This is a genomic window from Enterobacter sp. EGD-HP1, assembly GCF_000733275.2.
Lineage (GTDB): Bacteria > Pseudomonadota > Gammaproteobacteria > Enterobacterales > Enterobacteriaceae > Enterobacter.
Map to the genome: position 1 here is coordinate 134,614 of NZ_AVOP01000035.1, position 20,460 is coordinate 155,073.

The 20,460-nt window shown below is 57.3% G+C and carries 17 protein-coding genes; 13 read left to right on the top strand and 4 right to left on the bottom strand.

Going from position 1 to position 20,460, the window contains the following annotated elements; genetic code table 11:
- The first annotated feature begins 2 nt into the window (after window positions 1-2).
- The 8 genes from N037_RS20690 (at window position 3) to N037_RS20725 (ending at window position 10,186) form a co-directional block, all read left to right on the top strand.
- Window positions 3-1,715, top strand: a complete 1,713-nt coding sequence (locus N037_RS20690) for an ABC-F family ATP-binding cassette domain-containing protein (protein ID WP_032643160.1) — start codon at window positions 3-5, stop codon at window positions 1,713-1,715.
- Window positions 1,716-1,911: 196 nt separating this feature from the next.
- Window positions 1,912-2,922 carry an alcohol dehydrogenase AdhP gene (gene adhP, locus N037_RS20695; protein ID WP_032643163.1) on the top strand — a complete coding sequence of 337 codons (1,011 nt, stop codon included), beginning with the start codon at window positions 1,912-1,914 and terminating at the stop codon, window positions 2,920-2,922.
- A gap of 149 nt (window positions 2,923-3,071) precedes the next feature.
- Window positions 3,072-4,691, top strand: coding sequence for a TIGR04028 family ABC transporter substrate-binding protein (locus N037_RS20700; protein ID WP_032643166.1), 1,620 nt, complete (start codon window positions 3,072-3,074; stop codon window positions 4,689-4,691).
- A gap of 10 nt (window positions 4,692-4,701) precedes the next feature.
- Window positions 4,702-5,646 (top strand): ABC transporter permease, encoded by a 945-nt coding sequence (locus tag N037_RS20705; protein ID WP_032643169.1) that lies wholly within the window; start codon window positions 4,702-4,704, stop codon window positions 5,644-5,646.
- Window positions 5,643-6,491: an ABC transporter permease gene (locus N037_RS20710; RefSeq protein ID WP_032643172.1), complete on the top strand. Its 849-nt coding sequence runs from the start codon at window positions 5,643-5,645 to the stop codon at window positions 6,489-6,491. Before N037_RS20705 ends, N037_RS20710 begins: the two co-directional genes overlap by 4 nt.
- Complete coding sequence (locus N037_RS20715; protein ID WP_032643174.1) at window positions 6,491-8,098, top strand: dipeptide ABC transporter ATP-binding protein; 1,608 nt, start codon at window positions 6,491-6,493, stop codon at window positions 8,096-8,098. The genes N037_RS20710 and N037_RS20715 overlap by 1 nt, the downstream gene beginning before the upstream one ends.
- Window positions 8,095-9,084, top strand: coding sequence for a putative FMN-dependent luciferase-like monooxygenase (locus N037_RS20720; RefSeq protein WP_032643176.1), 990 nt, complete (start codon window positions 8,095-8,097; stop codon window positions 9,082-9,084). Before N037_RS20715 ends, N037_RS20720 begins: the two co-directional genes overlap by 4 nt.
- Window positions 9,085-9,094: 10 nt before the next feature.
- Window positions 9,095-10,186 (top strand): alkylhydroperoxidase domain protein, encoded by a 1,092-nt coding sequence (locus tag N037_RS20725; RefSeq protein ID WP_032643178.1) that lies wholly within the window; start codon window positions 9,095-9,097, stop codon window positions 10,184-10,186.
- 6 nt (window positions 10,187-10,192) lie between these two features.
- Here N037_RS20725 and araJ read toward each other — a convergent pair whose 3' ends face one another.
- The gene (gene araJ / locus N037_RS20730; protein ID WP_032643180.1) at window positions 10,193-11,368 is read right to left on the bottom strand and encodes an MFS transporter AraJ; all 1,176 of its coding nucleotides are present in this window, start codon (window positions 11,366-11,368) and stop codon (window positions 10,193-10,195) included.
- Window positions 11,369-11,533: 165 nt separating this feature from the next.
- On the opposite strand from araJ, the gene ppk2 reads away from it, so the two are divergent.
- The 3 genes from ppk2 to N037_RS24405 all read left to right on the top strand — a co-directional run bounded on the left by ppk2 (window position 11,534) and on the right by N037_RS24405 (window position 12,966).
- Window positions 11,534-12,352, top strand: a complete 819-nt coding sequence (gene ppk2 / locus N037_RS20735) for a polyphosphate kinase 2 (RefSeq protein WP_032643182.1) — start codon at window positions 11,534-11,536, stop codon at window positions 12,350-12,352.
- A gap of 102 nt (window positions 12,353-12,454) precedes the next feature.
- Entirely contained in the window at window positions 12,455-12,643 is a 189-nt protein-coding gene (locus N037_RS20740) for a type II toxin-antitoxin system CcdA family antitoxin (protein ID WP_023335805.1), read from the top strand.
- A complete protein-coding gene (locus tag N037_RS24405) occupies window positions 12,643-12,966 on the top strand; it encodes a CcdB family protein (RefSeq protein ID WP_072164030.1) in 324 nt (107 codons plus the stop codon). Before N037_RS20740 ends, N037_RS24405 begins: the two co-directional genes overlap by 1 nt.
- Window positions 12,967-13,017: 51 nt before the next feature.
- On the opposite strand, the gene fdnI is transcribed toward N037_RS24405, so the two are convergent.
- From fdnI to fdnG, 3 genes are read right to left on the bottom strand one after another with little or no spacing between them, the layout of a single operon-like run.
- Window positions 13,018-13,674 (bottom strand): formate dehydrogenase-N subunit gamma, encoded by a 657-nt coding sequence (fdnI, locus tag N037_RS20745; protein WP_032643184.1) that lies wholly within the window; start codon window positions 13,672-13,674, stop codon window positions 13,018-13,020.
- Window positions 13,667-14,551, bottom strand: a complete 885-nt coding sequence (fdxH, locus tag N037_RS20750; RefSeq protein WP_032643186.1) for a formate dehydrogenase subunit beta — start codon at window positions 14,549-14,551, stop codon at window positions 13,667-13,669. Before fdxH ends, fdnI begins: the two co-directional genes overlap by 8 nt.
- An 11-nt stretch (window positions 14,552-14,562) precedes the next feature.
- On the bottom strand, window positions 14,563-17,610 hold the full coding sequence (gene fdnG, locus N037_RS20755; RefSeq protein ID WP_156369745.1) for a formate dehydrogenase-N subunit alpha: 3,048 nt from the start codon (window positions 17,608-17,610) through the stop codon (window positions 14,563-14,565).
- Between the two features lie 221 nt (window positions 17,611-17,831).
- Between fdnG and yddG the strand changes: the two genes are divergently transcribed.
- Both yddG and ompC read left to right on the top strand, forming a co-directional pair.
- The gene (gene yddG, locus N037_RS20765; protein WP_023335810.1) at window positions 17,832-18,710 is read left to right on the top strand and encodes an aromatic amino acid DMT transporter YddG; all 879 of its coding nucleotides are present in this window, start codon (window positions 17,832-17,834) and stop codon (window positions 18,708-18,710) included.
- Window positions 18,711-19,329: 619 nt separating this feature from the next.
- On the top strand, window positions 19,330-20,412 hold the full coding sequence (ompC, locus tag N037_RS20770; protein ID WP_023335811.1) for a porin OmpC: 1,083 nt from the start codon (window positions 19,330-19,332) through the stop codon (window positions 20,410-20,412).
- Window positions 20,413-20,460: the final 48 nt, after the last annotated feature.

Sequence of the window (20,460 nt, forward strand, 5' to 3'; positions counted from 1 at the left end):
CAATGAGCACTTTACTCACTGCACAATCTTTACGCGTTGATACGGCGTTTGGCACGCTTTTCGACTCACTCTCCTTTACGCTGAAAAAAGGCGACCGCATTGGCCTGCTGGGCGACAACGGCTGCGGAAAAAGTACGCTGCTGAAGGTGCTGGACGGCACAGACTCCCTCGCCGCCGGTACGGTAGCGCTGGACGGGCACTGCCTGATGGCGCGCGTGGAGCAACATCTTCCGGACGCTATTTTCCCGCTGACCATGCTGGATGCCGTACTCGCACAGCTGCCTTTTGCCGAGCGCGACAGCCTGCGCTGGAAAGCCGAAACGCTGCTGGCGAGCATGGGCTTCACGCCGCAGGATATGATGCTGCAATCCGCCACGCTGAGCGGCGGGCAACACACCCGCCTGCTGCTGGCGCGAGCGCTGATTCACGATCCGGACCTGCTTCTGCTCGATGAACCCAGCAACCACCTTGATTTGCCGACCATGCTCTGGCTGGAACACTTTCTTCAGAACTGGTCAGGCAGCTTCGTGCTGGTCTCGCATGACAGACAGCTGCTGGATGCCGTCACAAACGGCAGCTGGATCCTGCGCGATAAAACGCTGCACTACTTCGCCCTTCCCTGCACGGCCGCCCGCAAGGCGCTTGAAGCAAAGGATGAAAGCGACGCGCAGCGCCACAAGGCGGAGCAAAAGGAGGTCGACCGCGTGACCGCCAGCGCGAAACGGCTGGCGACCTGGGGCAAGGTTTACGACAACGAAGACCTGGCCCGCAAAGCCAAACAGATGGAAAAACAGGTCGAACGGCTGAAGGAGAGCCAGACAGCCCTCACGGCAGGCAGCCCGTGGACGTTAACCCTGCGCGGCGACGCGCTGCGGGCCGATCGTCTGCTGGAGATGGAAAACCTCAGCGTCCCGCCTGCACCCGGGCTACCGCCGCTGTTTACCATCGACATGGCGCGGCTAAAAAGCGGCGATCGCGTGGCAATCGTTGGGCGTAACGGCTGCGGCAAATCATCGCTGATGAGGCTTATCTGGCAACAGTTCGCCGATGAGCCCGCAGACAGCGGGTTGAAAATCCATCCGCGCGTCTCGCCAGGCTATTACGACCAGACGCTTCATCAGCTTGCGGACAACGCCACGCTGCTCGACGCGCTGGAGCCTTTCGCACCGGATCCGCAGAACCGCAAAATGGCACTGATAAGCGCGGGTTTCCCGTGGGCGCGTCACGGGCAAACGGTCAGCACGCTCAGCGGTGGCGAACGCTCGCGCCTGCTGTTCGTTGGCCTGACGCTTGCCCGCTACAGCCTGCTGATGCTGGATGAGCCGACCAACCACCTCGATATGGAAGGCAAAGAGGCGCTGGCGCAAACCCTCCAGCAGTTCGAAGGCGGCGTCCTGCTGGTCAGCCATGACCGTCAGCTAATTAGCCAAAGCTGCAACCGTTTCTGGCTGATTGAAGACGGAAAGCTGAGCGAGTGGCACGATGCAGAAGCGGTGTTTGAGCGCCTGCGTGAAAGCGCGGGGCTGGTGACATCCACCGCACCTGTTATCGCTACTCAGACGGTTCAATCCTCACCGTATGACGATCTGCTCGAACGGCTGGTAGCGCTGGAAACGCTGCTGGAAGACGATCTGGCGCGTAAGCCAAAGCATCAGAAGCCGCAGCTGCAGGCGCAATGGCGTAAAGAGATTAAGGAGATAGAAGCACAGCTGTAAGTCTGCGCCCGGCGAGCATCTCGTCGGGCCAGTATTTTCCCCCTAAATTATTGGAGGAACGCCGTATTCTTAACCTGCAATCGAATCAAATGATGACATTATGTTGCCGCAGCCTTGCATTACCAGGCTAATGTATCAATCCTTAAGGGGTACTACACCTGCTACACAGATTCTTATCATGAACAAGGAGATACACATGAAGGCTGCTGTTGTCACTCAGGATCACCAGGTCAACGTCACCGAAAAAACTTTACGCCCGCTTAAGCATGGGGAAGCCCTGCTGAAGATGGAGTGCTGTGGCGTATGCCATACCGATCTCCACGTGAAAAACGGTGATTTCGGCGATAAGACCGGGGTTATCCTGGGCCATGAAGGGATTGGTATCGTAAAAGAAATCGGCCCAGGCGTGAAGTCGCTGAAAGTCGGCGACCGCGCAAGCGTGGCCTGGTTTTTTGAAGGCTGTGGCCACTGCGAATACTGTAATACCGGCAACGAAACCCTGTGCCGCGATGTGAAAAATGCCGGTTACTCCGTTGACGGCGGCATGGCGGAAGAGTGCATCGTCACGGCGGATTACGCGGTAAAAGTGCCGGACGGTCTGGATTCGGCGGCGGCCAGCAGCATCACCTGCGCCGGGGTCACCACCTACAAAGCGGTAAAAATTTCCGGAATTAAACCGGGCCAGTGGATTGCAATTTACGGTCTGGGCGGGCTGGGCAACCTCGCGCTGCAGTACGCCAAAAACGTTTTTAACGCCAAAGTCATCGCCCTTGACGTTAACGACGAACAGCTGAAGCTGGCGGCCAGCATGGGGGCCGATTTAACCATCAACTCCCGCAGCGAAGACGCCGCTAAAATCGTGCAGGAGAAAACCGGCGGCGCGCATGCCGCAGTCGTTACCGCTGTCGCAAAAGCCGCATTCAACTCCGCCGTTGATGCCGTGCGTGCCGGTGGCCGCGTGGTCGCGGTTGGCCTGCCGCCGGAAGCGATGAGCCTCGACATTCCACGTCTGGTGCTGGACGGCATTCAGGTGGTAGGTTCGCTGGTCGGCACCCGTCAGGATCTGCAGGAAGCCTTCCAGTTCGCCGCGGAAGGTAAGGTGGTGCCGAAAGTCACGATGCGTCCAATCGAGGACATCAACGCCATCTTTAAAGAGATGGAACAGGGCCAGATCCGCGGCCGTATGGTGATCGACTTACGTTCATAACCGATCATCTTTCATCACCGCCCCTCGCTGGGGCGGTTTTTTTATAGCCATTTTCCGGCAATCCTTATCTTAATTCCTTTGTTCCCTTGTTTTCCCCCGCGCCCGATGATGAATCCGACGCTAACAAGAAGATAACAAAGGAATTCACCATGCAAACCCCATTTCGTCTGCCGCTGCTGGCGGCGCTGATTCTGGCGACAACCGCAGCCTGGGCAGCAGATGCGCCCGTCAAAGGCGGCACGCTGATTTATCTGGAGCAACAGGCGCACACCAACCTCTATCCCCCTGCCGGTGGCTTTTACCCGAACGGCGGTATTCTGAATCAAATCACCGACAAACTGACCTGGCAGAACCCAAAGACGCTGCAGGTGGAACCCTGGGTGGCAGAAAGTTGGACCACCAACGCCGATAAAACCGAATACACCTTTAAACTTCGTCCCGGCATCACCTTCTCCGACGGCACGCCGCTGGACGCGAACGCCGTGGCGAAAAATTTTGATACCTACGGTTTAGGCAATAAGGCGCAGCGCCTGCCGGTGTCAGAAGTGATCAATAACTACGATCGTAGCGAAGTCATCGACCCGCTGACCGTGAAGTTCTACTTCAAAAAACCGTCGCCGGGGTTCCTGCAGGGCACCGCCACCATTGGCTCGGGTCTGGTCTCGCTCAGCACGCTGAAGCGCAACTTCGAAGAGCTGGGGGATGCCCGCCACATCATCGGCTCCGGCCCGTTTGTGGTAAAGGACGAGAAGCTGGGTCGTGAAGTGACGCTCGAAGCCCGCAAAGACTACCAGTGGGGACCGAAAAACCTGGCACAACAGGGGCCAGCCAATCTCGATGGCATCAAGTTTATCGTGACCCAGGAAGACAGCGTGCGCGTGGGCGCCCTGCTGGCGGGTCAGGCCGACTTTATTCGCCAGGTGCAGGCGTATGACGAAAAGCAGGCGACAGACCAGGGCTATAAAATCTACGCCGCCCCGACCCGCGGGGTGAACGACAGCATCAGCTTCCGCCCGGATAACCCGCTGGTCTCCGATATTCGGGTTCGTCAGGCGCTGCTGCACGCCACCAATGCAAAACAGGTGGTCGAGACCCTCTTCTCTGCCAACTATCCGCAGGCGAAGTCGGTTATTGCCGATTCCGCCGCAGGCTTTGTCGATCTCAGCGACAAATTGACCTTTGACCCGGCAAAAGCCAACCAGCTGCTGGACGAGGCAGGCTGGAAAGCGGGCGGCGATGGGATCCGCGCCAAAGACGGCCAACGTCTGGCGCTGACGGTGTATGAATCTCTGCCGCAGCCGCAAAACAAAGAGGTGCTGCAGCTGGTTGCCCAGCAGTGGCGCCAGGTGGGCGTGGCGCTGAGCGTCAAAGCCGGGGACGCAGGCAGCCGCACGCTGGATAACCTTGATCCGCTGAAAACGCCGCTAACCGTCTCCGAAGTGGGCCGCGCCGATCCTGACGTGGTGAAAAGCATGTTCTACCCGGCTAACCGCGACGCGCTGCTGCAAAAAGGCGGATCCAGCGACAAGGTCAAAAACTTCCGTGACGACAAGCTGAATGCGCTGCTGGTGAATATCTCCTCAGAAATCGATCCGCAAAAACGCCTGCAACTGACGGGAGACGCCCAGCGCTACCTGCTGGATCACGCCTACGTCATTCCAATTTTCGAGGAGCCGCAGGTCTTTGCCGGTGCGCCGTGGCTAAAAGGCGTCAATTTTGAAGCGGTAGGCCGCCCGTCGTTCTACGGCGCGTGGATTGAGAAACACTGAGGAGCTAACGATGCGCCACGCACTTCTTCAACGCTTTGGGCACGGGCTGCTGGTACTGTGGGCCGCCTTTACACTCTCGTTCGTGTTGCTCCAGGTGCTGCCGGGCGACGCGGTGCTGATTAAATTTCAGACCCCGGACCTGGGCTTAAGCCCGGCGCAAATCGAGGAGATGCGCGTGGCCTACGGCGCGGACAGCCCGCTGTGGCAGCAATACGGCCACACGCTGCTGGCGATGCTGCGCGGGGATTTCGGCTATTCGCTACAGGCAGGGGTGCCGGTCAGCAAGCTGATTGCCAGCAATCTGCCGGACACCCTGAGTCTTGCCCTACCCGCGTTTGTACTCGCGGTCCTGCTGGCGTTTGCGCTGGCCTTTACGTCGCGGCTGCCCGGTCTGCGCTGGCTGAGCAATACTCTCCAGTCTCTGCCGGTCCTGTTTATCTCCTTACCGACGTTCTGGCTGGGGATTGCCCTCATCCAGCTCTTCTCTTTTCAGCTGCGGCTGATCCCGGTGATTAACCCGACGCCGCTGCAGGGACTGATCCTGCCTATCGTCACCGTCGCGATCCCGATCTCCGCCCCGCTGGCACAAATTCTGATGCGCAGTCTCGACCAGGTGGCGACGCAGCCGTTTGTCGCCGTTGCCCGGGCCAAAGGGCTGAGTGAAGCCGCCGTCCTGTGGCGCCACGTGACCGGCAACGCCCTGCTGCCGGTCCTGAACATTGCCGGGCTGCTGCTGGGCGAGCTGATTGCCGGGGCGCTGATCGCGGAAACCGTTTTTGGCCGCAGCGGGCTCGGACAGCTGACCCAGCAGGCGGTGAATAACCAGGATATCGCCGTGCTTCAGGCGGTGGTGATGATTTCCGCCCTCGGTTTTGTCCTGATCAATCTGCTGGTGGATCTGCTGATGCCGCTGCTGGATCCCCGTCTGCAAACCGTTACCGGAGGTGCATCATGAGTCTGGTCGATTACGCGGCCGCCGCGCGAAAACGCGTTCCAGCCTGGCAGGGCGTGGAATGGCAGCCCGGACTGTGGCTGGCATGGGGAGTAATTATTCTCGCTGCGTTTGCCGCCGTGGCGCCCGGCCTGTTAACCCACTACAGCCCGATTGAGGGCATCGCCGGGGCACAGCGCCTGGCACCGCAGGCGGGACACTGGCTCGGGACCGATCAGCTTGGCCGCGATGTTTATACGCGTATTGTTTATGGCGCGTCACATTCCCTGAGCGCGGCGCTGGCCGCCGTTGCGATAGGTCTGGTGGTAGGCACCGGCTTAGGGGTGGTTGCCGGGGCGTTCGCAAGACGCGTCGAGTCTCTGCTGATGCGTTTCGTCGACGTGCTGCTGTCCATCCCGTCTCTGCTGCTCTCGCTGACGGTGATTATTCTGCTCGGGTTTGGCACCGTTAACGCCGCGATTGCCGTCGGCGTGGCCTCTATTGCCAGCTTCGCCCGCCTCGCGCGCGGTGAAGTCGTGCGCATCCGCCACACGGATTACGTTGAGGCGGCGTTTGGCAGCGGCGGGACGTTTTTCGCCGTGCTGTGGCGACACATCCTGCCCAACGCGTTAACCGCCGTCCTGGCTTTTGCCACGCTGCAGTTTGGTCAGGCCATTCTGGCGCTCTCCACGCTGAGCTTTCTCGGCTACGGCACCCCGCCGCCCGTGCCGGAATGGGGCTTATTGATCGCCGAAGGCCGTAACTATCTCTCTACCGCCTGGTGGCTCACCACCTTCCCCGGCGTCGTCGTCATCGCCGTGGTGCTGGCCACCAACCGTATTAGCCAACAGTTCAGCGGAGGTCGCTAATGACCGTTCTCTCAGTGGAAAATTTGACGATTAGCTACCGTACCGCGCGCCAGTGGCGAGAGGTGGTGCATAACGTCAGCTTCACGCTCGGGCGAGGGGAAATGCTGGCGTTTGTCGGTGAATCCGGATCCGGCAAAACAACCACGGCGCAGGCGATCATTGGTCTGCTGGCTGACAACGCCCGGCGCGATGCGGGAAAAATATCGCTCAACGGCGAAGAGATTAGCGGATGGTCCGCGAAGCGTCTTGATACCCTTCGCGGGGCGCGAATTAGCCTGGTTCCGCAGGATCCGGGTAATTCACTCAACCCGGTGAAGACCATCGGTGCGCAGGTCGGAGAAATTATTCAGCAACACCAGAAAGTAACCCGCCCCCAGCGCGACGAGCAGGTGCTCGCCCTGCTGACAAAGGTCGGCCTGAGCCACCCCGAGCAGCGCATGACGCAATATCCCCATCAGCTCTCCGGCGGAATGAAGCAGCGCGTGCTGATTGCCATCGCCATTGCGCTGCGCCCGGATGTGATCGTTGCCGATGAGCCCACCAGCGCGCTGGATGTGACGGTGCAAAAACGCATTCTCGATCTGCTGGATATCCTGCGCCGGGAGTCGGGTACCGCCGTTCTGTTTGTCACCCACGATCTGGCGCTGGCCGCACAGCGCGCGGACAGGCTGCTGGTTTTTCGCGATGGCGAGGTTCAGGAGCACGGCGACACCGCCGATATCGTCCGCACACCGCAGCACGCCTACACCCGCCAGCTGCTGAGCGATCTCCAGGGCCAGCGCCTGACCATCGCCCCGGTGGCCGGTCGCCCGCTCGCGTCCCCGGCCATTCGCGCCCGCGCCATCAGCAAACAATTCTCCCTGGGCAAAGGTCATCAGCTTCAGGCGCTGGATCGGGTGACGTTTGACGTCAGGCGCGGCACTACGCATGCGCTGGTTGGTGAATCCGGCTCCGGGAAAACCACCCTCGCCCGTATTTTGCTGGGTTTTGAACAGGCCGACAGCGGACAGGTCATCATTGATGATATTGATGCCACCGCGCTCAGCCGCGAGGCCCGTCGTCAGCTGCGCCAGAAGATACAGTTTGTTTACCAGAATCCGTTCGCCTCTCTCGACCCGCGTCAGACGCTGTTCGAGATCGTCGAAGAGCCCCTGAAGAACTTTTCTCGCCTCGGTAAGGCGGAGCGAAAGGTCCGCGTGGAGACAGTCGCGCAGCGGGTTGCTCTGCCCGTCCATATTCTGAGCCGCACCGCCCGGGAACTTTCAGGCGGACAGCGCCAGCGCGTTGCCATCGCCCGGGCGCTGATCCTGGAGCCGACCATACTGGTGCTGGACGAAGCCACCTCCGCGCTGGACGTCACCGTCCAGGCGCAGATCCTGGCCCTGCTTCAGCAACTCCAGCAGCAGCTGGGATTGACCTACCTCTTCATCACGCACGATCTGTCTACCGTCCGCCGGATCGCCCACAGCGTCACGGTGCTGCGCAGCGGTCAGGTGGTCGAACAGGGCGACGTCGGAACCTTATTCGCGTCGCCGCAGAACGATTATACCCGCGAGCTGATTGACGCCATTCCCCATTTTTCACCCGCTACGGAGGAGTTCGCATGACGCGAAAACGCCTGGGATTTTTCACCCGCCTGCTTGACGACGCCACGCCGAAGGAGCGCTATCGTCTGGCAATTGAACAGATCCGCCACGCCGAACGCCACGGTTTTGACAGCGCCTGGATTGCGCAGCACCACTTCCACGAAAGTGAAGGCGGTCTGCCGTCGCCGCTGCTGTTTCTGGCGCACGTCGCCGCGCATACCGAAACCATCCGGCTGGGCACGGCCATCATTACCCTGCCGATGGAAAACCCGCTGCGCGTCGCAGAAGATGCCGCCGTGCTCGATTTACTCGCCAATGGACGTCTTGAAGTCGGTTTTGGATCGGGCGGCACTCCGACCTCATTTCTGCCGTTCGGCCTGACGTTTGAGGCGCGCGGCGCGGCCTTTGCCGACCATTTGTATGTAATTCAAAGCGCCTGGCGCGGGGATTCACTGACCCATCCGGATAACCACCTTTACCCGCCTGCGCCACAGCTTGCTGACCGTATCTGGATTGCCACCTTCTCCGTTGACGGTGCCGTTCGCGCCGCGCAGTCCGGACACGGCTTAATGCTCTCGCGCACGCAGCCGCGCCCGGCAGACCGGCTGGATTTGACGCTCGACGAGATCCAGAACCCAATCGTGGATGCCTACCTCGATGCGCTGCCTGCGGGCATCGCACCGCGTATTCTGGCCTCCCGAACGGCGTTCGTCGCCGACAGCGACGACTATGCGCTTAAGGTCGCGGCGCCGGGCCTCACGAAACAGGCCCAGCAGCATCGCGCCGCCGGGCACATTGTAAAAGGTGACAGCGTCACCGATTATCGCCGCCAGTTTGACGCCCATATCGGTTCACCCGACACGGTACTGCATTCGCTGAATGCCGATTCCATTCTCAGGCGCGCCACGGATATCTCATTCCAGGTCCATTCGGTCGAACCTACGCATCGCGACACGCTGCGGTCCATCGAACTGATCGCCGAACGCATTGCCCCCCACATACTTTGAGGAGACACCTATGTCATTAAGTCAGGACATTCTCGCCGAGCTGGCGGAAATTAAACCCGGTTCCCCTCTGGCAGAGGCGCGCGCCACGCGTGATGCCGCCACGCGCCACGCGCAGGGCAGCTACGAAATCCTGTTTAGCCAGCAGGATGATGATTTTGCACTCGACGAGCGCTTCGCCGTGGCGGCCAAAGTCGCCCGGTGGCACAGCGCGGAGGCGCTGGCAGCGCACTATGCGGGGTTTGGCCTGGCCGATCCCACCTCAGAACGCCTGACCCCGGCGCTGAATTTTGCGCGGCTGCTGACGTTCTCCCCCGTCGAAGCGACGCCTGCAGCGTTAAGGGCGCTGACCCAGGCGGGATGGAGCAAGGAAGGCATTGTTACCCTGGCGCAGCTCGTCGCGTTTGTGAGCTTCCAGAGCCGACTCATCACCGGGCTGCGGCTGCTGAACGACAGGCCCGTCGCCAAAAGCGATGCGCCGGTGGCGGCAGGCATCTGGCACACCACCGCAACAACGGTCACCAGAAAGGCGGCCCCCGTCGCGTTTACCCAGCAGGAGCTGGGATGGGAACCGTGGATAGCGGCCAAACCGCTGGCGGATTTCCGTGACGATGAGGTTGCCATCCTGACGAAATTTGGCCATACCGATTCCGACTACTTCCGCCTGCTGGCGCGCAACCTGCCGGTGCTTGAACAGCGTACGTTAACGGATAAAGGGATTTTTTATACATCGGGAGGATTGCCGCGCGCCGAGCGCGAGCTGGCCGCAACGGTCGCCAGTAAAATCAACGGCTGCATTTACTGCGCATCTGTCCATGCGCGTAAAGCCAGCCAGCTGTCAAAGGATGACGCTGCGGTAGAGGCGCTTCTGGCGGTGCGTCCGGGGCAGTCCCTCAGCGAGGGGCAGTCTGCGCGCTGGCAGGCGGAAATTAACGTTGCGGCAGCGCTGTCGGTCACCCCGCCTGCCGCCACGCCGCTACACTTTGCCGCGCTGGAAAAAGAGGGGCTGGATACCCTGGCGCAGCTTGATCTGGTGCAGTCCGCCGCGTTCTTCGCCTGGGCCAACCGCCTGATGCTGACCCTGGGTGAGCCCTGGCTCGCCTGAAGCCTGTCAGGCTAGCGCGCGAGCGTTAGCCTGAGCCCGTCTGGCCCGCAGGTGACCGTAGATCAGCAGCGCACTCATGGCCGAGAACGAAAGTATCGCCGCCGGCAGCGTGACGTAGCTCCAGCTAAAGCCGAGGGTAATCATCATCCCGCCAAAGTACGCACCAATCGCGCTGCCGAGATTAAACGCCATCTGCCCGCCTGCGGCCCCCAGCATCTCACCACCCTTCGCATTTTGCAGAAGCAGAATTTGCAGCGGTGCAGAGAGCGCGAACAGCCCCGCGCAGCAGATAAAGCCCATGACCAGCGAGGCCGTTTTCAGTTCACCAAAGGCAAAAAGCAGCAGCAGCGAGGCGACAATCACCATGTCGGTGGTGGCCGCAATGCGCAGCGGGCTAAAACGCCCCGAGAGCTTACCGCTCAGCAGATTGCCCAACACCATACCAAGCCCCATCAGCATCATGATGGCCGTCATCATCCCTTCTGAAAAACCGGAGACGTTGACCATAAACGGCTTAACGAAGCTAAACCACGCGAACACCCCGGCGTTGCCAAACATCGTGGCGGCAAAAATCAGCCAGGGTTCTGGTTTTTTCAGAAAGTGGAACTGCTCGGTCAATTTAATTTCTGATTTGTCATGGATGTCCGGTACCCAGAGCAGCACTGAAAGGATCACCAACGCATTGAACACGGCAATCAGGAAAAAGGTATAGCGCCAGCTGAACTGGTGCCCAAGCCAGGTGCCCAGCGGAACGCCCACCAGGTTAGCCACGGTCATACCGGCGATCATCCCCGCCACCGCGACCGTCACCTTACCCGGCGGCGCAATTTTGGAGAGGATAATCGCCCCGACGCCAAAAATGGCCCCGTGCGGAAAACCGGAAATCAACCGTCCCAGCGCCAGCCAGAAGTACGACGTTGAGAACGTAAACAGGCCGTTGCCGACAGCGGACATCGCCACCAGAAACAGCAGCGTGGTTTTTAACGAGAACTTGCCTGAGAACAGCGCCACAATCGGGGCGCCAATCACCACCCCGAACGCATAAAACGAGATCATATTCCCGGCAGAAGGAATCGAAATACCGGTGTCATGTGCCAGTTCGGTGAGCACGCCCATAATGCCAAATTCAGCCATTCCGAGGCCAAAGGTGCCAAGCGCCAACGAAAAAATTGTCTTTTTCATACTTCAACCACTGGTTAATCACTCGCGACGGGCATTATTGAATAATCTTGTATGGTGAGCCAGTTCAAATCAGCTGGCTGACAGGTTAATCCATTAATTCAGGTGGATTACACTTCATATTGCGGCCTCGCTTTTCCCGCGCCGGACAACCTGAGGATGACAATCATGGGAAGCAAAAAGAAAACCAGCGTCGCTGTTGATGTCGTAAAGAATGCTCCGTTAAAGACCAAAGAGTATGAACAAGAGTTACGTCGCCTCCACGTTGAACTGGTTAAGCTCCAGCAGTGGGTCGTCGCCAAAGGGCTAAAAGTGTGTATTGTTTTTGAAGGGCGCGACGGCGCCGGTAAAGGCGGTACCATTAAAGCGATCACCGAGCGCGTCAGCCCCCGCGTGTTTCGCGTTGTTGCGCTCCCTGCCCCGACGGATAAAGAAAAAAGCCAGCTCTACTTCCAGCGCTATGTGCCGCATCTGCCTTCGGCTGGCGAAATAGTGATATTCGATCGCAGCTGGTATAACCGCGCGGGCGTGGAACGGGTGATGGGGTTCTGCACGGAAGAACAGGCGGAGAAATTTTTGGACGGCGCACCGGTCATGGAAAAAGCGATGGTGGATGCCGGCATTATCCTGCTGAAGTACTGGCTGGAGGTGACGCCTAAAGAGCAGGAGCGCCGTCTGCGCGACCGTATTAATGACGGTCGAAAAATCTGGAAGCTCTCACCGATGGATATTAAATCCTTTAACCTGTGGGACGAGTACACCCGCGCACGCGACGCTATGTTTGAAGCCACCGATACCGCCTGGGCGCCGTGGTTTGTGGCGCGTTCAGAGGATAAAAAACGCGTGCGACTGAATATTATTTCGCACCTGCTTTCGCAGATCCCCTATAAAGAAATACACGTCGACAAGGTGGATTTACCGAAACGTAAAATCGGTAAAGTCAAACCCACAAAATACCCGTTCCGGTATGTGGAGGAGCGGTTTTGAAATTACTGGAATAGGCCTCGCAGAACGTAGATTACCAGAGGATACAGTATTGTTTTTTGTTGGCTGCGGTTGATAATAACCGCACCAACAAAGGAGCTAAAAATGAAATCAAACCGAAGCAAAGACTATGGCAAAAGGGAGAGCGTGGCGGGTGGAGTCTCCCGCGAAGCCCGGACACCAGAGGCGCGAAGACGAGAGCAAAAGCAAGATAAAGAGTTCATAAGAGCCATGAATGAATTTACGGCTAAGGCGGGACTCTTATCAGATGATCCTTTCTTTGGAGGGATTTAATGTGCTTTCAGTTTGACGTTTACCGTAACACTTCGGAGAGAACACGGGAATATCAGCCTTATTTTATGATAATTCAACATGACTATTATGATGATTTATCAACAAGACTGATTATTCCATTAAGTTACCACAGCTATTTACGCGGACATATCAACGCCGCAACGCCTTTAGTGAATATTGATTTTGAGCGATATTTTCTTAATACCTCTGGCATAACACACGTGGAGAAAAAGAAACTAAATAATAAAAATTATGTATGCAATCTTCGCGGCGCGAGAAGCACTGTAATTGCGGCGATAGATGCGTTCGTGACCAATACATAACGTAGGCCCGCGCAAGCGCAGCGCCGCCGGGCAAAGCCGACGGCGCAGGTCTTACTTCATCCCTTCCGGACTTTCCTGTTTCGCTTCCAGACGTTCAACATCGCGATACCAGCGCGGGTGATGTTTCTGCGCCCAGCGGCGGCTCACCTTCCCTTCAATCATCCCTTTAATCGATCCTTTTACCCAGAACGCCATATACATATGGATCAGGATGGCGTGGATCAGAATGATGGCCGACGTGGCGTGGATCAGCAGCGCGTAGCGAATCACCTGAATCGGGAAGTAGTGCGCAAAATAGGGACGCCAGATAATCACCCCGGTCACCAGCAGCACAAAAATCATGCTCATGATGGTCCAGAACATCATCTTCTGCCCGGCGTTGTATTTCCCCACCTTCGCGACGTTATGCTCGTTACCCTTCAGGACTTCGACGATCCCTTTCACCCACGGGATATCCTGCTTGTCCGGGATGTTATGGTGGACAAAGCGCACGAACATAAACATCAGCACCACGAAAATCAGCACGCCGAAGAACGGGTGTAGAATGCGCCCCATCTGCGGCGTACCGAAGGTTTCGGTCAGCCACTGCAGCGTCGGGAAGAAGAACGAAATCCCGGATACCGCCACCAGGAAGAAGCAGATCACGACCGTCCAGTGACAGGCGCGGTCAACGAATTTCGTGCGCACGATCGTTTTCGACTTACTCATGACGATCCTCCTCGTCTTCATCCACCTCTTTGTTTGGCCCGATACCGATGTAGTGATAAATCAGCCCCGCAAAGGTAGCGATAAAACCCGCCGCCGAGAGCGGCTTAAGCGCTCCTTTCCACAGGTTGATGGAGGTATCGATCGCCGGATCCTTCGGCAGCTTGTGATACAGCTCCGGCTGGTCGTTGTGGTGCAGCACATACATGACGTGCGTCCCGCCCACGCCCTGCGGGTTATAGATGCCCGCATTCTCATAGCCGCGCGCTTTGAGCTTATCCACCCGCGCCTGCGCCACGTCCAGCATCTCTTTTTTGGTGCCGAAGTGGATAGCCCCGGTCGGACAGGTCTTCACGCAGGCAGGCTCCTGCCCGACGCTGACGCGGTCCACGCACAGGGTGCATTTGTATACCCGGTTATCCTCTTTATTGAGTCGCGGGATATTAAACGGACATCCCGCGATGCAGTAGCCGCAGCCGATGCAGTTGTCCTGCTGGAAGTCGATGATCCCGTTGGCGTACTGAATAATCGCGCCGGCAGACGGGCACGCCTTCAGGCAGCCCGGATCTTCACAGTGCATGCAGCCGTCTTTGCGGATGAGCCACTCCAGCCTGCCGTTCTGGTCGGTTTCGCTAAAGCGCATTACCGTCCAGGACTTGGCGCTCAGATCTGCCGGGTTGTCGTAAACCCCAACGCAGTGCCCCACCTCGTCGCGGATGTCGTTCCACTCCGAGCAGGCCACCTGGCAGGCTTTGCAGCCCACGCAGGAAGAGACGTCGATAAGCTTAGCGACCTCTGCCTTGTAGTCCCGCGCGCGGGGCGCGGGCGTTATCGGGTTGGTCGCGGAGCGTTTGATAACGTCTTGTGTTTCCATCGCCATTGAATCGCTCCTTACGCTTTCTCGATGTTGACCAGAAACGCCTTGTACTCCGGCGTTTGCGAGTTGGCATCGCCGACGTTAGGCGTCAGGGTATTGGCGATGTAGCCTTTCTGCGCCACGCCCTCAAAGCCCCAGTGCAGCGGGATACCGACGGTTTCCACCTGCTGTCCGTGCACGTTCAGGCTTTGAAGACGACGGGTCACCACCGCCACGGCGCGAATAAAGCCGCGCTTGCTGCTCACCGTCACACGGTCGCCGTTGGCGATGCCTTTCGCCTTCGCCAGCGTTTCGCTGATCTCCACAAACTGTTCCGGCTGCGCGATAGCGTTAAGCCGCGCGTGCTTGGTCCAGGTGTGGAAATGCTCGGTCAGGCGGTAGGTCGTCCCCACGTACGGGAACTTCTCCTTTTTACCCAGCCGCAGCACGTCCTCTTCGTAGATGCGCACAACCGGGCTGGAGACCACGTTCGGGTGCAGCGGGTTCGTGCCCAGCGGCGTCTCCATCGGCTCGTAGTGTTCCGGGAACGGCCCTTCTGCCAGCTTGTTGAGGGCAAACAGGCGTCCCAGCCCTTCCGGCTGCATGATAAACGGCCCGGTGTTGCTGCCCGGCGCGGCGGTGTTGTAGTCCGGGATGTCGTTCCCCGTCCACTTCGCCCCGTTCCACTGGATCAGCATGCGTTTCGGATCCCACGGCTTGCCGTTGATGTCCGCCGACGCGCGGTTGTACAGCACGCGACGGTTGAGCGGCCACGCCCATGCCCATCCCAGCGTATTGCCCAGCCCGGACGGGTCGGCGTTGTCGCGGTTGGCCATCTGGTTACCCTGCTCCGTCCAGCTGCCGGTGTAGATCCAGCATGACGACGCGGTCGTGCCGTCGTCGCGCAGCAGCGCGAAGCTGTTCAGCAGCTGGCCTTTCTTCGCCACCAGGGTGCCGTTCGCGTCATAGAGATCCGCCAGCGCCACGCCGTTGTTCTCTTTGGCGACCTCTTCAGACTCGGGATGGTCCGGCTGCTTATAGCTCCAGCCCATTTTCAGCAGCGGCTCAGCGCCTTTGCCGCCTTCGGTGCGGTACATTTCGCGCAGACGATGGTAAATCCCGGCCAGGATCTCGCCGTCGTTACGCGCTTCGCCCGGGGCGTCCTGGCCTTTCCAGTGCCACTGCAGCCAGCGGCCGGAGTTGGCAATAGATCCGTCTTCTTCTGCAAAGCAGGTAGACGGCAGGCGGAACACTTCGGTCTGGATCGACGCCGGATCAACGTCGTTTGACTCCCCGTGGTTCTGCCAGAAGGTGGAGGTCTCTGTTACCAGCGGGTCGATAACGACCATGTACTTCAGCTTGCTCAGGCTGCGAACGACTTTGTTTTTGTCCGGGAACGAGGCCACCGGGTTAAAGCCCTGGCAGATATAGCCCGTGACGTCGCCCTTATCCATCATGTTGAAATACTTGATGACGTCGTACGCCTGGTCCCACTTCGGTAACCACTCAAACCCCCAGTCGTTTTCCTTCTGCGCCGCATCGCCGTAGAAGGATTTCATCAGGCTGACGTAGAACTTCGGATAGTTGCTCCAGTAGTTCACCTGGTCCGGCAGCGTCGCTTTTGGCGTATTGGCCTCAAGATACGTTTGCAGATCGGCCTGCTTTTCAGACGGCAGCGTCAGGTAGCCCGGCAGGCTGGTCGACAGCAGGCCGAGGTCGGTCAGGCCCTGGATGTTGGAGTGACCGCGCAGCGCGTTTACGCCGCCGCCTGCCATGCCCATGTTGCCGAGCAGCAGCTGGATCATCGCCATGGTGCGGATGTTCTGCGCGCCGACGGTGTGCTGCGTCCAGCCCAGCGCGTACAGGAACGTCGTGGTTCTGTCTGCGGCACTGGTTGAGGCCAGCACTTCACAGACCTTCAGGAAGTCCGCTTTCGGCGTGCCGCAGATGTTTTCCACCACCTCCGGCGTGTAGCGGGAAACGTGCTGCTTAAGCAGGTTCCACACGCAGCGCGGGTGCGTCAGGGTTTCATCACGCAGCGCATAGCCGTTTTCGTCGAACTGATAGTTCCAGGACGTTTTGTCGTACTGGCGTTTTTCGGCGTCATAGCCGCTAAACAGCCCGTCATCGAAGGCAAAATCATCCCGCACCAGCAGGTTCGCGTTGGTGTAGTGCTTAACGTATTCCGCGTTAATTTTGTTGTTTTCGATCAGGTACAGCAGTACCCCAGACAGGAACGTAATGTCCGTGCCGGAGCGGATTGGCGCATAGATATCGGCCACCGATGCCGTGCGCGTAAAGCGCGGATCGACAACGATAAGCGTCGCGTCGTTGTTGTTTTTCGCTTCCATCGCCCAGCGGAACCCCACCGGATGGGCTTCAGCGGCGTTACCGCCCATCACCACCACGACGTTAGCGTTTTTGATATCAACCCAGTGGTTGGTCATCGCACCGCGACCAAATGTTGGAGCAAGACTTGCTACCGTTGGTCCGTGTCAGACGCGCGCCTGGTTATCTACCGCCAGCATGCCGAGAGAGCGCACAAATTTTTGCGTCAGCATGCCGGTTTCATTACTCGCCGCGGACGCACACAGCATCCCGGTGGAGAGCCAGCGGTTGACCGTTACGCCCTGCGCGTTTTTTTCAATAAAGTTGGCGTCGCGGTCGGCTTTCATTAATTTGGCAATACGGGAAAAGGCCTCGTCCCAGGAGATACGCTGCCATTTATCTGAACCCGGCGCGCGGTATTCCGGGTAGCGCAGACGGTTTTCGCTGTGTACATAGTCCAGCAGCCCCGCCCCTTTCGGGCAAAGCGCCCCGCGGCTCACCGGATGATCCGGGTCCCCTTCAATATGGTAAATCGCTTCTCTGGCGTTCTTCGCGCCATCGCCCAGGCTATACATCAAAAGCCCACAACCTACGGAGCAGTATGTGCAGGTGTTACGGATCTCTTTCGCGCGCAGCAGCTTATAGTTGCGTGCCTGAGCCAGCGCCATTTTGGGAGCAAATCCCAGCATGGCTGCCGTTGTTCCGGCCATACCGCCCGCGCAGATTTTAAAAAATTGTCTGCGGCTGACGTCCATTGTTGTCCTCGTTATCTGAAAAGACTTCGTGGCGCAAACTAACAGCAACCTCCCTGATTTTTTTGCGTCAAATCAAGGTCATCTGTCTTCACCCCCTTAATAGTCACCTCCGGTACGGTTAAATACCCCTTTTTGATTAACGGCTTAAGAGAATAATTCGCGACAGCGTCAGGAAGAATGCGATACATTTTTCGTTTGATTTTTATTGCAATGGCGAAGTAATGGACAGAAAAAGAGCAACGCTAATTGGGCTGGCGGCAATACTGTTATGGAGCACCATGGTCGGCCTTATTCGCAGCGTGAGTGAGGGACTCGGCCCGGTAGGCGGTGCGGCGATGATCTACACCCTCAGCGGATTACTGTGTCTGGTGACGGTAGGATTTCCTGATGTCAGACGTTTTTCACCCCGCTATCTTATTGCCGGCAGCGTTTTATTTGTCAGCTACGAAATATGCCTGGCGCTGTCGCTGGGCTATGCCGCAACGCGTTCGCAGGCTATTGAAGTGGGCATGGTCAATTACCTTTGGCCAAGCCTGACCATTGTGTTTGCGATCTTGTTCAACGGGCAGAAATCTACCCTGTGGGTGATCCCCGGCTTAGCCGTCTCATTGCTGGGCGTGTGCTGGGTATTGGGCGGTGAACAGGGTTTACATCTCGATGAAATAACCCGCAATATCGTTTCCAGCCCGCTAAGCTACGCGCTGGCGTTTGCCGGGGCATTTATCTGGGCAGCCTACTGCACGGTAACCAGCAAATTTGCGAAAGGACAAAACGGCATCACCCTGTTTGTTTTGCTGACCGCGCTGAGCCTGTGGGTGAAATATGCCCTGAGCGATCAGCCTGAGATGGTGTTCACGCTCCCGGTGGTGGTGAAACTCGTCATGTGCGGTATCGCACTCGGGTTTGGATACGCCGCATGGAATATTGGCATCCTTCACGGTAACGTCACGGTACTGGCTGCCGTATCGTATTTTACCCCTGTCCTCTCAGCCGCGCTTGCCGCCGCAGTGCTGAATTCCCCCCTCTCATTCTCGTTCTGGCAGGGCGCGCTGATGGTCTGCGCCGGGTCGTTGCTCTGCTGGTACGCAACCAGAAAATAATTCCGCTTTCGCTGTCGGGTGGTATTTATCCCGATAGCGAAAACTTAACATAAATTTAATATGTGAGCGCACGCCAGAATATTCATCAGGCCGGTAGAGCGCGTGTTTAGATTCTGTTTATATTAGCGTCCTTTCGTAAATTCTCATTCACTTCTATTGACACAACTTGACACCCCTGCGTGATTAGTTCTTTGCGAATACTCACGATCTTAATAGCACAAAGTGCAATAGTGTGTTTCTGTTTATTTCATTCAATACAACGGAATTTCCGCACTCTTTAGGTTAACAACAAGGATTTATGGTTCAATTTATCACCCAACCCCCTTAAAAGAACGAAAATACCGATAATTACCGCTTTTTATAAAACCATGTCGAAATTATATTAACGACAACCAATCCCAGAATAAATTGATTAAACACTGAACATTTCACGCTGTTTCATCGCCATTTACCCGATCTCGATCACACTAACTGAAATTATTGCTAATAATTTGAAACTTATTATTGAAATAGGACTACAAGATTTTTAAAAATAGCATGCCATTGACGAACAGCCTCGTTTAGAAATCGTTCAAAGTGGCTCAGGAAATACCAAAGAAAATTATAAGGAATATTTAAGATGAAACTTAAATTAGTTGCAGTGGCAGTGACTTCCATGTTGGCGGCAGGCGTTGTAAACGCGGCTGAAGTTTATAACAAAGACGGTAACAAGCTGGATCTGTACGGTAAAGTAACAGGTCTGCACTATTTCTCTGATGATTCCAGCAACGACGGCGACAAAACTTACGTTCGTCTGGGCTTCAAAGGCGAAACTCAGATCAACGATCAGCTGACCGGTTACGGCCAGTGGGAATATGAGTTCAAAGGCAACCGTTCTGAATCCCAGGGCGCTGACGGCAACAAAACCCGTCTGGCATTCGCGGGTCTGAAATTCAACGAATTCGGTTCATTCGACTATGGTCGTAACTACGGTGTTGCTTACGACATCGGCGCATGGACTGACGTTCTGCCAGAGTTCGGTGGCGATACCTGGACTCAGACCGATGGCTTTATGACTGGCCGTACGACTGGCGTTGCAACCTACCGTAACACCGACTTCTTCGGTCTGGTTGACGGTCTGAACGTTGCTGCTCAGTATCAGGGTAAAAACGACCGTAATGACATCACCGAAGCGAACGGTGACGGCTGGGGTCTGTCTTCTACCTATGAAATGGACGGCTTTGGTGTGGGTGCAACCTACGCGAAATCTGACCGTACTGACCGTCAGGTTGCTGCAGGTCGCGTCGCTAACACCGTTAACGCTGGCGGTGAGAACGCAGAAGTATGGGCTGCTGGCCTGAAATACGATGCGAACAACATCTACCTGGCAACCACCTACTCTGAAACCCGCAACATGACCAACTTCGGTAACGGTTATATCGCGAACAAAGCTCAGAACTTTGAAGTTGTTGCTCAGTACCAGTTCGACTTCGGCCTGCGTCCATCCATCGCTTACCTGAAATCCAAAGGTAAAGACATCGGTTCATACGGCGACCAGGATCTGGTTGAATACGTTGACGTTGGCGCGAGCTACTACTTCAACAAAAACATGTCTACCTATGTTGACTACAAAATCAACCTGGTTGACGACAACAGCTTCACCAAAGCAACTGGCGTTGCTACCGACAACATCGTAGCTGTAGGTCTGACCTACCAGTTCTAAGATTTGTCACGTTAAAAGGCCAGCCCCTGTGGCTGGCTTTTTTTATAC

What these genes read in the sequence shown, in the direction of transcription:
- yddG (WP_023335810.1), top strand. Translation starts at nt 17,832, where the DNA reads ATGGACAGAAAAAGAGCAACGCTAATTGGGCTGGCGGCAATACTGTTA.
- N037_RS20715 (WP_032643174.1), top strand. Translation starts at nt 6,491, where the DNA reads ATGACCGTTCTCTCAGTGGAAAATTTGACGATTAGCTACCGTACCGCG.
- araJ (WP_032643180.1), bottom strand. Translation starts at nt 11,368, where the DNA reads ATGAAAAAGACAATTTTTTCGTTGGCGCTTGGCACCTTTGGCCTCGGA.
- N037_RS20725 (WP_032643178.1), top strand. Translation starts at nt 9,095, where the DNA reads ATGTCATTAAGTCAGGACATTCTCGCCGAGCTGGCGGAAATTAAACCC.
- ompC (WP_023335811.1), top strand. Translation starts at nt 19,330, where the DNA reads ATGAAACTTAAATTAGTTGCAGTGGCAGTGACTTCCATGTTGGCGGCA.
- N037_RS24405 (WP_072164030.1), top strand. Translation starts at nt 12,643, where the DNA reads ATGTGCTTTCAGTTTGACGTTTACCGTAACACTTCGGAGAGAACACGG.
- ppk2 (WP_032643182.1), top strand. Translation starts at nt 11,534, where the DNA reads ATGGGAAGCAAAAAGAAAACCAGCGTCGCTGTTGATGTCGTAAAGAAT.
- N037_RS20740 (WP_023335805.1), top strand. Translation starts at nt 12,455, where the DNA reads ATGAAATCAAACCGAAGCAAAGACTATGGCAAAAGGGAGAGCGTGGCG.
- N037_RS20720 (WP_032643176.1), top strand. Translation starts at nt 8,095, where the DNA reads ATGACGCGAAAACGCCTGGGATTTTTCACCCGCCTGCTTGACGACGCC.
- fdxH (WP_032643186.1), bottom strand. Translation starts at nt 14,551, where the DNA reads ATGGCGATGGAAACACAAGACGTTATCAAACGCTCCGCGACCAACCCG.
- N037_RS20705 (WP_032643169.1), top strand. Translation starts at nt 4,702, where the DNA reads ATGCGCCACGCACTTCTTCAACGCTTTGGGCACGGGCTGCTGGTACTG.
- adhP (WP_032643163.1), top strand. Translation starts at nt 1,912, where the DNA reads ATGAAGGCTGCTGTTGTCACTCAGGATCACCAGGTCAACGTCACCGAA.
- N037_RS20710 (WP_032643172.1), top strand. Translation starts at nt 5,643, where the DNA reads ATGAGTCTGGTCGATTACGCGGCCGCCGCGCGAAAACGCGTTCCAGCC.
- fdnI (WP_032643184.1), bottom strand. Translation starts at nt 13,674, where the DNA reads ATGAGTAAGTCGAAAACGATCGTGCGCACGAAATTCGTTGACCGCGCC.
- N037_RS20690 (WP_032643160.1), top strand. Translation starts at nt 3, where the DNA reads ATGAGCACTTTACTCACTGCACAATCTTTACGCGTTGATACGGCGTTT.
- N037_RS20700 (WP_032643166.1), top strand. Translation starts at nt 3,072, where the DNA reads ATGCAAACCCCATTTCGTCTGCCGCTGCTGGCGGCGCTGATTCTGGCG.